The organism is Pseudomonas sp. AK106 (genome assembly GCF_053903055.1).
Genome location: NZ_CP096426.1, coordinates 4,058,663 through 4,071,969, shown reverse-complemented (window position 1 = coordinate 4,071,969; position 13,307 = coordinate 4,058,663). Strand labels below are relative to the sequence as shown.

The window sequence follows — 13,307 nt, the reverse complement described above, 5'->3', positions numbered from 1 at the left end:
GGGGGTACCTTGGTTTAACAATCAGCGCATTTTATCTGTGACCTGAGAATGCGCTGATCGATGGAAATCATTTCGGATAAAGCGGCGGCAAGCTGTCGCCCCCGCTCGGGTCCTGGGGGTTTTCGATGGCGGGCAGCGCTTTGACGGCGCGCCAGAGGTCTTCGCCCAGCCACAGTTTTTCGGTCTCGCTGTACAACGCGCCGTTCAGGCCGTCCAGCGCATGCGACAGCGGCACGAAGCGCGCAGCCATATCGGCCAGGGTTTCCGGCTGCTGTCGGGCCCAGGCGTCCAGCGCCTGGCGGGTGGCGTGGGGATCGTTGGCCAGGGAGGCGCGTTTCAGGTCGTCGAGCACTGTACGCGGACTCGGCCCCGTTTGCGCGACCCGGGCCAGCGCCGGTTGCCAACGACCGCGCCACCACAGGCCGAAGCCCAGCAACGTGGTGAAGCTCAACAGCACTGTGCTCAACTGCCACGGCCACACCGGCGGGCCGATCACCGTCACATTGCTGTTGTCGCTTACGGGCGTGTCCACCGCAAACGCCGGGTTAAGGCTGACCTGCAAGGTGCGGGCGGGCAGGGCGCTGTGTTCAAGGTGATCTTCCTGGGTGTTCCACCAGACCAGATCGATAGCGGGAATCTCGATGGCGCCGGGACGGTTGGGGACGAGCGCTTCCCGCTCCTCGCGCACGCCGGTCAAACCGCGCTCACCGGGCTTGTTGCTCAGTTGCGGCTGATCGGGGTAACGCCGCAATGCGCTGACGTCGGTGGCAGGCAGCGGCGGCAACTGCGCGCTGGACAAGCCTTCGGCTTTCAGTTGCAAGGTGCGCGTGAGGGAGTCGCCGACCTGGCTGTGGGCCGGTTCCGGGCTCCAGTTTTCACTGAGGCTGATGCTGCGCGCCGGCAGCCATGGCGTGTCGGCGGGGTAGTGCGCCGGTTGCGGCTTGACGTCGAGGGTCAGGGGCAGCGACGTCACGTGCATCAATCGGCCCGGCTTCGGCCCGCTGGCGATTGCGCCCGGTGCCATGGCGGCGGCTGCACTGGCGTCGGTGGTGTCCTGAACCAGCGTGGCGCTGAACGCCTGGGCCGGGATGGTCAGCTTACCGCTGTGCTGGGGGTACAGCGCGTAGCGCATTTCGATCACGCCGTGGCGAATGCCGTTGATCTGCTTCTCGTACGTGCGGGTGTCGCCGAGCTTTTCGATGCGCGCGTCCGGCACTTGCAGCGGCGTCAGGCTGCTGTCGTCGAACAGCGACACCGAGTGGTAGATGCGCACGGTGAGCAAGACCTGCGCCTGAACATACACGCTGTCCTGATCGAGGCTCGCCTCCATGAACACCGGGGCGAGCTTCTGCTCCTGACCCTGGGTGACGGGGCCGACATCGACCACCTGCAGTACGATCGGCTTGCTGAACATTTCGCCCAGCTTCAGCGACGGGATCTCAATCGAGCCGCTGTGGCGCGGCATCAGCGTGATCAGCCAGCGAGTCGTCGCGTGAACGTTGCCTTCCAGTGTGGTCAGGCTGTTGAGCTGCCGGGTGTCGCGCACTTCGAAGTCGGTGTCCAGCGCGGTCATGTCCGGCCTGCCGAAGACGGTCGCGTCGTCGGTTTCAAGGGTCAGTTCAACGGTTTCGCCGGTGTTGACGCGCGTGCGGTCGACGCTGGATTGCAGCGTGGAGCCCGCACTGTCGGCCTGGGCCAGCTGCGCCACTAGAGCGAACAGGCACCACATTCCTGCAATCAGCAACCTGTGCAGACGACTCATCGGGTCTTTTCCTGATGCTGCTGTTGTTCGTACCAGAATTTGCGCCGCAACAGCTCACCGGGTTCGTCGGGGATCTGCCGCAGCCATTGTTCGAGCGCCTGTTTCTGCTCGCCATCGATTTGTCCGTCGCCCGGTTTGCCTGAGACACGCGCCGGCTCATCGCTGTCGGATCCTGCGCCGGAAGCCTGCTCGTCGGCGGCGCTTTGCTGATCGCTGGCCGAGCGGTCGGCATTGGCCTCCTGCGGCGCCGACTGCGCGCTCGACGACGACTGTCCGGCATTGCCTTCGCGGGCCTTGTCGGCATTCTCGTCAGTCTTCGCCTTCTCGTCGGCTTTCCCCTGATCCGATGCCTTGGTCTGCTCCAGCACCTGTTCCACCAACGCCTTGTTGGCCAACGCCGCCGGGAAGTCCGGTTGACGCTCCAGCGCCTGTTCATAGGCGTCGATGGCGGCTTCCAGCTCACCGCTTCGGGCCAGCGCATTGCCGCGATTATAATGGTCGGCTGCGCTGCTGCCCTGGGCAAAGCGCTGGGCGGCGCCGGCGTAGTCACCGGCCTGGTACAGCGCAACACCTTGCCACTGCGGGTCTTCGAAATGCCGCGCGGCTTCTGCCGGGTGATGCCGCTTGAGCAGGTGCTCGCCCTGTTGATCGGGGCGGCGCCACAGGTCGTCGAAACCAGAGGCATAGCTGGGTTGCGGCACGGCCATCAGCAGCAACGGCAGGCACAACAACCAACCGCGTCGCCCGGCGCAACCGGCCAGCAGCAGAAGCGGCAACAGCAACCAGTAGCCCTGGTCGGCCCAGCGGTCGAGGCGCACTTTCTGGCCCTGGCTGATCAGACTCTTCGGACCGTCGAGCAGGCCCAGGTCGTTGAGGTCCTGGTTGTCCAGGCGCAGCGACGTGTAGCGACCGCCCATGCCGTCGGCGAAATCCTTGAGCACCGGCCCGTCCAGACGCGGCACAAGGATGCCGCCCTGGGCGTCCTTCAGAAAACCGCCTTTCTCCTGGGTGACCGGGGCGCCTTCAGCGGTACCGACGCCGAGCATCAATAAAGGAGGGGCGTCGCGGCCGGTCATCGCGGTGCGAATGCCCTGACGCTCGGCGTCGCTGAGGGACGAACCGATCCACAGCAGCCGCCCTTGACCGAGGTCGCCCTGTTCCAGCAAGTCGAGAGCCTTGCGCACGGCGAGGTCTGCGCGCTGGCCGGCTTCGGGCATGATCGACGGCTTGATCGCATCCAGCAGGTTTTTGCTGGTCGCCAGGTCGTCCGACAGCGGCACCAGCGTGTGGGCGCTGCCGGCATACACGATGATCGCGGTCTGTGAATCGCTGCGCGCCTGTAACAGGTCGAGCACTTTGCGCCGCGCCTGTTCCAGACGGGTGGGCGGACTGTCGGCGGCGAGCATTTCCGGCGTCAGTTCGAGCATCACCACCAGTGGATCAACCGGCCGCTGACTGTTCTGCTCGACACGCTGCCAGCTCGGGCCGAGCAGTGCCAGGACCGCCAGCAACCAGCCGAGACCCAGTACCACCCAGGGCCATTTGCTGTCCCGGCCACCGCCGCCACTGAGCAACGCTGAATGAAACGCGCTGGGCAAAATCATCTGCCAGCGCCCGACGCGCTTCTGCCGATTCCATAACCGCCACAGCAGCCAGCCGAGCGCGGGCAGCAGGAGCAGCCAGCCAGGGCGGGACCAATGGGGCCATACACCGGAGAGAAAGTCGATCATGGGCGCCTCGTCAGGCGCTTCAAGCGTTCACGCCACAGCGTGGCCTGTACAAGCGTCGGGCGGCGCGAAAAAAGGCGGTAAACCGGGTTGTTCGGCCACCGCTCCTGGACCACCAGCAGAAGGCTCAGCAACAGGGCCATCGCCAACGGCACATGATAAAGCGCCCGGGCCGGACGTGCCTGGGTCGGTTGCTGTGCCACCGGCTCAAGCCGGTCCAGCGCCTTGCCGATGCCGGCGAGTTCGGCGCCGTTGCGCGCGCGGAAATACTGCCCACCGCTGACTGCGGCGATTTCCCGCAGCGCAGGCTCGTCCAGATCCAGGCTGGGGTTGAGGCCAAGAATGCTGGTGGCGCCTTTATCGGGATCGGCACCGATGCCGATGGGGTAGATTTTCACGCCTTCGCTGGCGGCCAGACGCGCGGCCGTTCTCGGGTCGATCTGGCCCGCGTTGTTGGCGCCGTCGGTGACCAGAATCAGCACGCGGCTCTGGGCCGGGCGTTGGCGCAGACGCTTCAACGCCAGGCCGATCGCGTCGCCGATAGCGGTGTTCTTGCCGGCAATGCCGATCCGCGCTTCGTCCAGCCAGACCCGCACGGTCTTGCGGTCAAAGGTCAGCGGCGCCTGCAGATATGCCTGGCTGCCGAACAGAATCAGGCCGATGCGATCACCCTGACGGTGTTCAAGAAAGTCCCCCAGCAGGGTTTTTACCAGGGTCAGGCGGCTGACCTCGTCGTTTTTCCAGACCATGTCCGGGTAATCCATCGATCCCGACACGTCCACTGCGACCAGCAGATCGCGGCCGCTGGCGGCAACCGGTAACGGCTCGCCCAGCCATTGTGGACGGGCGGCAGCGACCAGCAACAGGAGCCAGACGGTCACGAACGGCAATTGTCGCCGCCAGCCCGGCAAATGGGTTCGCGCACGGCGCCCGGCCAGACCTTCCAGCTCCTGGAGAAAGCTGACGTTCAGCGCCGCTTCGCCGCTGTCTGCGGCGGGCAGCACAAGGCGCATCAGCCAGGGCAGCGGGAGGAGGGCGAAAAGCCACGGCCAGGCGAACTCAAACATGCTTGCGAATCCAGGTCTCGACCGACTGGGTCAGGCCGTTGATGGCCTTGTCGTCGAGTTTGCATTCGGGCTTGTAGGCGCCCTCGACGAGGATCATCCAGCGCGTGAGGCCGGCGGCCGGGCAGCGGTTGTCGAGGAACGCCAGCCATTTGCGGCCATTGAGGGTGTGGCTCTGGCTGTAGGGGTAGTGATTGCGGCACAGGCGCTTGAGCAGACCGTTGATCTGTTGCAGCCAGGCTCCGGCCGGTGCGCCGTCGTAGGGTTTGGGCATCTGCGCGAGTTCGACCAGTGCGGCCTGGCGCAAGGGGTCCAATGGCTCGACGGTGTCAGCGCTGGCCTTTTTTGGCAGCAGCGTGCGCGCTCGCCACAGGCCGTAGCCGAGCGCGGGCAGCAGGATCAGCAACAGCCACCAGCCCGGCGCGGGCGGCCAGAACCCGACCGGCTCCGGCAGGATCAGCGGTTGCAGCTGGTCCAGCGCACTCATGGCTGTTTCACCGGACGCTGGCCGTTGAGGTACTCGCGCAATTGCTCGACCATTTCACGCTGAGTGCTCAGCGGCATCAACAGCACGCGCAGTTTCTGCGCCAGCAGTTCCCAGCGCGCCTGACGCGCCTCGCCCTGGGCGCGGTAGCTCTGGCGCAGGTCGGCGTTCAGGGTGTCGAGCTCCAGGTGCGCGCCGCGGTCAGCGAAGCGCAATAAACCGGCGGCGGGCAACGCGTGGTCAAGCGGGTCGGACAGCGGCAGCAGCAACAGGTCGCAATGCCGTGACAGCAAGGCCAGTTGCTGTTCGGCCGAATCGGACAGCGCGCGCTCGTCGCACAGGATGATCGCCAGACTGCCCGGACGCATCACCTCCCGCGCACGACGCAGCGCCACGCCGAAGGTGTCACGGTCGGCAGCCGCTTCGGTATGCAGCGACTGATTGACTCGCACCAGCCGGTTCAGCAGTTGCAGCAGGCTTTGCTTGCTGCGTCGCGGCTTGATTTCGTAATGCTCGTTGTCACCGAACACCAGCCCGCCGACCCGGTCGTTGTGGCCCAGTGCGGCCCATCCCACCAGCGCGGCAGCCTGGGCGGCGAGGACTGACTTGAACATCAGCCCGGACCCGAAAAACAGGCGGCGGCTTTGCTCGACCATGATGAAAATCGGCCGCTCGCGTTCTTCGTGAAACAGCTTGGTGTGGGGTTCTTGCGTGCGGGCGGTGACGCGCCAGTCGATGGTCCTGACGTCGTCGCCGGCCTGATAGACCCTGACCTGATCGAAGTCCACCCCGCGCCCGCGCAGCTTGGAATGGTGCAGACCAATCAGCGGGCTGCGCTGGCTGGGGGTGGAGAACAGCTGCACTTCCCGCACGCGATGACGCATTTCAATCAGCTCGGCGAGGCTGATGCGAATGCCCGGTTGGGAAATCAGATAGGGTTGCATGGGGTCAGGCGACGGCCACGACGTCGAGAATGCGCTGGATCACGCGGTCTTGATCGATGCCCGCCGCTTCTGCTTCGAACGACAGAATGATGCGGTGACGCAGCACGTCGAAGACCATCGCCTGGATGTCCTCCGGGCTGACGAAATCCCGCCCGGCCAGCCAGGCGTGGGCCCGGGCGCAGCGGTCCAGGGAAATCGAACCGCGGGGGCTTGCGCCATAACCGATCCACTCGGCCAGCTCGGCATCGAACTTGGCGGGCGTGCGGGTCGCCATTACCAGCTGCACCAGGTATTCCTCAACGGCATCGGCCATGTACAGGCCAAGGATTTCCTTGCGCGCCGCGAAGATCGCCTGCTGGCTGACCCGGCGCTCCGGCTTGGTCTCGCCGTTGAGCGCTTCGCCCCGGGCCTGCTGGAGGATCTTGCGTTCGACGGTGGCGTCCGGGAAGCCGATCTTGACGTGCATCAGAAACCGATCGAGCTGCGCTTCGGGCAGCGGGTAGGTGCCTTCCTGCTCGATGGGGTTTTGCGTCGCCATCACCAGAAACAGCGGCGACAGGTCGTAGGTACTGCGCCCGACACTGACTTGACGCTCGGCCATGGCTTCCAGCAGCGCCGATTGCACCTTGGCCGGCGCGCGGTTGATTTCGTCGGCCAGCACCAGGTTGTGGAAGATGGGGCCTTGCTGGAACACGAAACTGCCGGTTTCCGGACGATAGATCTCGGTGCCGGTGATGTCGGCCGGGAGCAGGTCGGGGGTGAACTGAATGCGATGGAATTGTGCTTCGATGCCTTCAGCCAGCTCTTTGATCGCCTTGGTCTTCGCCAGTCCCGGCGCGCCTTCGACCAGCATGTGACCGTCGGCCAGCAGCGCGATCAGCAAGCGCTCAACCAGTTTCTCCTGCCCGAGGATCTGGGTGGAGAGAAAGGTCCGCAGCGCGATCAACGCTTCACGATGTTCCATCGATGACAGTTCCTGGCAGGAGAGGCAGCAGCGCCAAGTGGCGCCGAAGCTGGGGGCGTTACTTTAATCCATCGCAGGGGCGCCGACTAATCGGCCGGCGGGTTTTTTCGGCTTTTCAGCAAAGGACGGGGCAAAAACAAGAACTGTCTTACATTTGCGTCAATTGGGGCCCGATGCCGGGGAGGTCTCAGTTGATCTGGCTGACGTACGTCCCGACACCGCTGAGGATGATCCGCAGCGTGGCGTCCAGCTCGGCCAATTCACTGGCGGGGGTGCTGTGGGTGATCTCATACGCCGTATCACCGCCCAGGGGAGTAGCGTCGGCGGCGTTGATTTCGACGAGCAGCCGGGTGGCGCTCAGGGTGACGGTGATGTTGTCTTCGACATGGATAGTGTCGTCACGAAACGTGATATCGACCTCATCCTCATCGGGGAAACGCGCGAGCAGAAACAGATCACCGGTGCTGCTGCCATGGCAACAGGCCAGCGCCATATCATCTTCCTCCTCGTCGCATGGGTTATAGATGAAGCTGTCGGTGGTCATTTGCATGGCGGTGATTCCTGTGGCTGGGGGGCAGGGCAGGGATGGATTTTGCCAGTCTTGTGGGAGATTTGCTGGATATTGCGGTTGGCAGTTGAATGACCGATCCGCCGGGGACAGATTAATTTACGGTGAAGCGCTGTAAATAAATCAGTCCCCTTAGCAGGCTGGCCCCTTCCCGGCTAAAGCCGGTCCCACTAAAAAAGCAGCGCGTGCATCAAGTGGGATTGGCGATGACTGTAGGACCGGCTTTAGCCGGGAAGCTTTTGCTTTTGATCTTCGTACACAAAATGTCCAGGCACCGCCAAACGCGACTTTGGTGCAGGCTGAGCGCAGGTCTCGCGCAGTGGGCCGAGCCGCATGGATGCGGCGAGAGCGCCGTCAGGACATGGATGTCCGTTCGGCGCGGGCCCACGGAGCGGGACCGGAGTGAAGGAACCCTGACGAAGGAAGGGCCAAGCCAGGAGCAGGCACCCTTGGTTACTTGGGGTGCTTTTCCAAGTAACTCGCCGAAGGCGAAACCAAGGCCGTTAGGCCGACGCTCTTGATCTTCTTCTAGCCGCACCGCGTACCCCGGGGACAGATTAATTTACGGTGAAGCGCTGTAAATAAATCAGTCCCCTCAAGCCGAAGTAACTCGCCGAAGGCGAAACTCTCTGCCGTTAGGCAGAGCCTCTTGAGCGCAACCCGATGTCCGAATATGTCGCAGCATCGCAAGCAGATTCAGGGCGCCACTCGTTAAGCTGCACCCGAGCCGAACAAATGTGACGGCACACACACCAAAAGCGTTAGTAATTCACGCAGTGCCAATCGCATTGCCCTCTGTCACGTTATGCTGACTATCATCGACCAGACGCAAACGAGGCAAACACAAAGCTCCACCCGACACACGCATCTCTCCTATATAAAAGCTCAAGCCAATCGGAGTACCACAGATGGCGTTCTTCACCGCAGCCAGCAAGTCCGACTTCCAGCACCAACTGCGAGCGGCACTGGCTCAGCACATCAGCGAACAGGCACTGCCACAAGTGGCGCTGTTCGCCGAACAATTCTTCGGCATCATCTCCCTCGACGAACTCACCCAGCGCAGACTCTCTGACCTGGCCGGTTGCACCCTCTCGGCCTGGCGCCTGCTTGAACACTTCGAGCACGGCACGCCTGAAGTGCGGGTCTACAACCCCGATTACGAACGTCACGGCTGGCAGTCCACCCACACCGCCGTCGAAGTGCTGCACCACGACCTGCCGTTCCTGGTCGACTCGGTGCGCACCGAACTGAACCGCCGCGGCTACAGCATCCACACGCTGCAGACCACCGTGCTCAGCGTGCGTCGCGACGAGAAGGGCCAACTGCTCGAACTGCTGCCAAAAGGCACCGGCGGCGACGGCGTGCTGCAAGAATCGTTGATGTACCTGGAGATCGACCGTTGCGCCAATGCCGCGGAGCTGAACGTGCTCGCCCGCGAACTGGAGCAGGTGCTGGGTGAAGTCCGCGTCGCGGTGGAAGACTTCGAGCCGATGAAAGCCAAGCTCCACGAGCTGCTGGCCGGCATCGACGCCACGGAGTACACCATTGACCCGGAGGAGAAATCCGAGGTCAAGGTGTTCCTCGAATGGCTGGTCAACAACCACTTCACGTTCCTCGGCTATGAAGAATTCACCGTCAGCAGCGAAGGCGAGGGCGGTCAGCTCCAGTACGACCCGTCGTCCTTCCTTGGCCTGACCAAACTACTGCGCGCAGGGCTCACCGCCGAAGACCTGCACATCGAAGGCTATGCAGTGAACTACCTGCAGGAGCCTACCCTGCTGTCGTTCGCCAAGGCTGCGCACCCGAGCCGCGTGCATCGCCCGGCGTACCCGGACTACGTGTCGATCCGCCAGATCGACGCCGACGGCAAGGTCATCAAGGAATCGCGCTTCATGGGCCTGTACACCTCCTCGGTGTATGGCGAAAGCGTGCGTGCCATTCCTTACATCCGCCGCAAGGTCGCCGAAGTCGAGCGCCGCTCCGGGTTCGACGCCAAGGCGCACCTGGGCAAGGAACTGGCGCAAGTGGTTGAAGTGCTGCCCCGCGACGACCTGTTCCAGACCCCGGTGGACGAGCTGTTCACCACCGTCATGTCGATCGTGCAGATCCAGGAGCGCAACAAGATTCGCGTGTTCCTGCGCAAGGACCCGTACGGCCGTTTCTGCTACTGCCTGGCCTACGTGCCGCGCGACGTCTATTCCACCGAAGTCCGTCAGAAGATTCAGCAAGTGCTGATGGATCGCCTGAAAGCCACTGACTGCGAGTTCTGGACCTTCTTCTCCGAGTCGGTACTGGCGCGCGTGCAGTTGATCCTGCGTGTGGACCCGAAAGTCACCCTCGACATCGATCCGCAGCAGCTGGAAAACGAAGTCATCCAGGCCTGCCGTTCGTGGAAAGACGATTACGCCAGTCTGGTCATCGAAAGCTTCGGCGAAGCTCAGGGCACCAACGTGCTGGCCGACTTCCCGAAAGGTTTCCCGGCCGGCTACCGCGAGCGTTTCGCCGCGCACTCCGCCGTGGTCGACATGCAACACGTGCTGAGCCTGTCCGAAGCCAATCCGCTGGTCATGAGCTTTTACCAGCCGCTGTCCGGCGACAAGGCGCAGCTGCACTGCAAGCTGTACCACGCTGACACGCCGCTGGCGCTGTCCGACGTGCTGCCGATCCTGGAAAACCTCGGCCTGCGCGTACTCGGTGAATTCCCGTATCGCCTGCGCCACACCAATGGCCGCGAATTCTGGATTCACGATTTTGCGTTCACTTACGGCGAAGGCCTGAACCTGGACCTGCAGCAGCTCAACGACACGCTGCAGGACGCCTTCGTCCACATCGTGCGGGGTGAAGCCGAGAACGATGCTTTCAACCGTCTGGTGCTGACCGCCGGTTTGCCGTGGCGCGACGTGGCGTTGCTGCGTGCCTACGCGCGTTACCTGAAGCAGATCCGCCTGGGCTTCGACCTGGGTTACATCGCCAGCACGCTGAACAACCACGCCGACATCGCTCGCGAGCTGACGCGTTTGTTCAAGACCCGCTTCTATCTGGCGCGCAAGCTGAGCGGCGGCGACCTCGACGATATGCAGCAGCGTCTGGAGCAGGCCATTCTGACCGCGCTGGACGGCGTGCAAGTGCTCAACGAAGACCGCATCCTGCGTCGCTACCTTGACCTGATCAAGGCGACCATGCGCACCAACTTCTACCAGACCGACGCCAACGGCCAGAGCAAGAGCTACTTCAGCTTCAAGTTCAACCCGCGCCTGATCCCCGAGCTGCCGAAGCCGGTGCCGAAGTTTGAAATATTCGTCTACTCGCCGCGCGTCGAAGGCGTTCACCTGCGCTTCGGCAATGTGGCCCGTGGCGGCCTGCGCTGGTCCGACCGTGAAGAAGACTTCCGCACCGAAGTGCTGGGTCTGGTCAAAGCCCAGCAGGTGAAGAACTCGGTCATCGTGCCGGTCGGCGCCAAGGGCGGTTTCCTGCCCCGTCGTCTGCCGACCACCGGGACCCGCGACGAGATTCAGGCCGAAGCGATCGCCTGCTACCGCCTCTTCATCTCCGGTCTGCTGGACATCACCGACAACCTGAAAGAAGGCGCACTGGTGCCGCCGGCCAACGTCGTGCGCCATGACGACGATGACCCGTACCTGGTCGTCGCCGCCGACAAAGGCACCGCGACCTTCTCCGACATCGCCAACGGCATCGCCATCGACTACGGTTTCTGGCTCGGCGACGCCTTCGCGTCCGGCGGCTCCGCGGGTTACGACCACAAGAAAATGGGCATCACCGCCAAGGGCGCGTGGGTCGGCGTGCAGCGCCACTTCCGCGAGCGCGGCATCAACGTGCAGCAGGACAGCATCAGCGTGATCGGCGTCGGTGACATGGCCGGTGACGTGTTCGGTAACGGCCTGTTGATGTCCGACAAGCTGCAACTGGTCGCGGCCTTCAACCACCTGCATATCTTCATCGACCCGAATCCGGACCCGGCCAGCAGCTTTGCCGAGCGTCAGCGTCTGTTCGACCTGCCGCGTTCGGCGTGGACCGATTACGACACCAGCCTGATGTCCGCAGGCGGCGGTATCTTCCCGCGCAGTGCGAAAAGCATCGCGATCACCCCGCAGATGAAAGCGCGCTTCGACATCACCGCTGACAAACTGACCCCGACCGAGCTGATGCACGCGCTGCTCATGGCGCCGGTGGATCTGCTGTGGAACGGCGGCATCGGCACCTACGTCAAAGCCAGCACCGAGACCCACGCAGACGTCGGCGACAAGGCCAACGACGCACTGCGCGTCAACGGCAATCAGCTGCGCTGCAAGGTAGTGGGCGAGGGCGGCAACCTGGGCATGACCCAGCTGGGCCGCGTCGAATTCGGCCTGATGGGCGGCGCGACCAATACCGACTTCATCGACAACGCCGGTGGTGTGGACTGCTCCGACCACGAAGTGAACATCAAGATCCTGCTGAACGAAGTGGTCCAGGCCGGCGACATGACCGAGAAGCAGCGCAACCTGCTGCTCGAAAGCATGACCGACGAAGTGGGCAACCTCGTCCTCGGCAACAACTACAAGCAGACCCAGGCCCTGTCTCTGGCGGAGCGTCGTGCCTACGAGCGCATCGCCGAGTACAAGCGCCTGATGAGCGACCTGGAAGTGCGGGGCAAGCTGGACCGTGCCATCGAGTTCCTGCCGGCGGAAGATCAACTGGCCGAGCGCATCGCCGAGAAGAAAGGCCTGACCCGGGCCGAGCTGTCGGTGCTGATCTCCTACAGCAAGATCGACCTCAAGGAAGCGCTGCTGGAATCCCGCGTTCCGGACGACGACTATCTGGCGCGTGACATGGAAACGGCGTTCCCGCCGTCACTGGGCGCTAAGTTCTCCGAGTCGATGCGTCGCCACCGTCTGAAGCGCGAAATCGTCAGCACGCAGATCGCCAACGATCTGGTCAACCACATGGGCATCACCTTCGTGCAGCGGCTCAAAGAGTCGACCGGCATGACCGCCGCCAACGTGGCCGGTGCCTACGTGATCGTGCGTGACATTTTCCACCTCCCGCATTGGTTCCGTCAGATCGAGGCGCTGGACTACAAGGTGCCGGCGGAGATTCAGCTGGCGTTGATGGATGAGTTGATGCGTCTGGGTCGTCGCGCCACGCGCTGGTTCCTGCGCAGCCGTCGCAATGAGCTGGACGCAGGGCGTGATGTGGCGCACTTCGGTCCGCACATCGCGGCACTGGGTCTGAAGCTGGACGAGTTGCTGGAAGGCCCGACCCGTGAGGTCTGGCAGACGCGTTATCAGGAGTACGTCGCGGCCGGCGTGCCGGAGCTGCTGGCGCGGATGGTGGCGGGTACGAGTCACCTGTACACGCTGTTGCCGATCATCGAGGCGTCTGATGTGACTGGTCAGAATGCAGCGGACGTGGCGAAGGTGTATTTCGTGGTGGGCAGTTCGCTGGATGTGACGTGGTATTTGCAGCAGATCAGTGCATTGCCGGTGGAGAACAATTGGCAGGCGCTGGCCCGTGAGGCGTTCCGTGATGATATCGATTGGCAGCAGCGGGCGATTACGGTGTCGGTGTTGCAGATGGCGAATGGTCCTGCGGATGTCGAGGAGCGTTTGAGTCTGTGGCTGGAGCAGCATTTGCCGATGGTCGAGCGCTGGCGCGCGATGTTGGTGGAGTTGCGTGCGGCGAGCGGTAACGATTATGCGATGTATGCGGTCGCTAACCGTGAGTTGCTGGACCTGGCAATGAGTGGGCAGACGGCGGTGGTGTGATGGTTTAGTCGTCTGTAATCGGAAGCCCC

At 63.4% G+C, this 13,307-nt stretch carries 7 protein-coding genes and 1 pseudogene; 1 reads left to right on the top strand and 7 read right to left on the bottom strand.

Translation table 11 applies throughout. The annotated features are described in order from the left end of the window. Nucleotides 1-67: 67 nt before the first annotated feature. The 7 genes and pseudogenes from M1E04_RS17910 to M1E04_RS17880 all read right to left on the bottom strand — a co-directional run bounded on the left by M1E04_RS17910 (nt 68) and on the right by M1E04_RS17880 (nt 7,495). Complete coding sequence (locus tag M1E04_RS17910) at nt 68-1,762, bottom strand: BatD family protein (RefSeq protein WP_456291808.1); 1,695 nt, start codon at nt 1,760-1,762, stop codon at nt 68-70. Nucleotides 1,763-2,123: 361 nt separating this feature from the next. Next, nucleotides 2,124-3,492 (bottom strand): annotated as a pseudogene (locus M1E04_RS17905) (VWA domain-containing protein); the annotation flags it as partial. Next, on the bottom strand, nt 3,489-4,556 hold the full coding sequence (locus tag M1E04_RS17900; RefSeq protein ID WP_065986162.1) for a vWA domain-containing protein: 1,068 nt from the start codon (nt 4,554-4,556) through the stop codon (nt 3,489-3,491). The gene M1E04_RS17900 and the pseudogene M1E04_RS17905, both read right to left, overlap by 4 nt. After that, on the bottom strand, nt 4,549-5,040 hold the full coding sequence (locus M1E04_RS17895) for a DUF4381 domain-containing protein (RefSeq protein ID WP_065986161.1): 492 nt from the start codon (nt 5,038-5,040) through the stop codon (nt 4,549-4,551). The genes M1E04_RS17900 and M1E04_RS17895 overlap by 8 nt, the downstream gene beginning before the upstream one ends. Beyond that, nucleotides 5,037-5,981: a DUF58 domain-containing protein gene (locus M1E04_RS17890; protein WP_065986160.1), complete on the bottom strand. Its 945-nt coding sequence runs from the start codon at nt 5,979-5,981 to the stop codon at nt 5,037-5,039. Before M1E04_RS17890 ends, M1E04_RS17895 begins: the two co-directional genes overlap by 4 nt. 4 nt (nt 5,982-5,985) lie before the next feature. Next, nucleotides 5,986-6,945 (bottom strand): AAA family ATPase, encoded by a 960-nt coding sequence (locus tag M1E04_RS17885; protein WP_037013687.1) that lies wholly within the window; start codon nt 6,943-6,945, stop codon nt 5,986-5,988. Between the two features lie 187 nt (nt 6,946-7,132). Continuing rightward, nucleotides 7,133-7,495, bottom strand: a complete 363-nt coding sequence (locus M1E04_RS17880) for a hypothetical protein (RefSeq protein ID WP_296310072.1) — start codon at nt 7,493-7,495, stop codon at nt 7,133-7,135. 926 nt (nt 7,496-8,421) lie between these two features. On the opposite strand from M1E04_RS17880, the gene M1E04_RS17875 reads away from it, so the two are divergent. Next, on the top strand, nt 8,422-13,278 hold the full coding sequence (locus tag M1E04_RS17875) for an NAD-glutamate dehydrogenase (RefSeq protein ID WP_456291807.1): 4,857 nt from the start codon (nt 8,422-8,424) through the stop codon (nt 13,276-13,278). Nucleotides 13,279-13,307: the final 29 nt, after the last annotated feature.

Coding starts and splice junctions, on each gene's coding strand:
- M1E04_RS17910 (WP_456291808.1), bottom strand. CDS start 1,762: ATGAGTCGTCTGCACAGGTTGCTGATTGCAGGAATGTGGTGCCTGTTC.
- M1E04_RS17900 (WP_065986162.1), bottom strand. CDS start 4,556: ATGTTTGAGTTCGCCTGGCCGTGGCTTTTCGCCCTCCTCCCGCTGCCC.
- M1E04_RS17895 (WP_065986161.1), bottom strand. CDS start 5,040: ATGAGTGCGCTGGACCAGCTGCAACCGCTGATCCTGCCGGAGCCGGTC.
- M1E04_RS17890 (WP_065986160.1), bottom strand. CDS start 5,981: ATGCAACCCTATCTGATTTCCCAACCGGGCATTCGCATCAGCCTCGCC.
- M1E04_RS17885 (WP_037013687.1), bottom strand. CDS start 6,945: ATGGAACATCGTGAAGCGTTGATCGCGCTGCGGACCTTTCTCTCCACC.
- M1E04_RS17880 (WP_296310072.1), bottom strand. CDS start 7,495: ATGCAAATGACCACCGACAGCTTCATCTATAACCCATGCGACGAGGAG.
- M1E04_RS17875 (WP_456291807.1), top strand. CDS start 8,422: ATGGCGTTCTTCACCGCAGCCAGCAAGTCCGACTTCCAGCACCAACTG.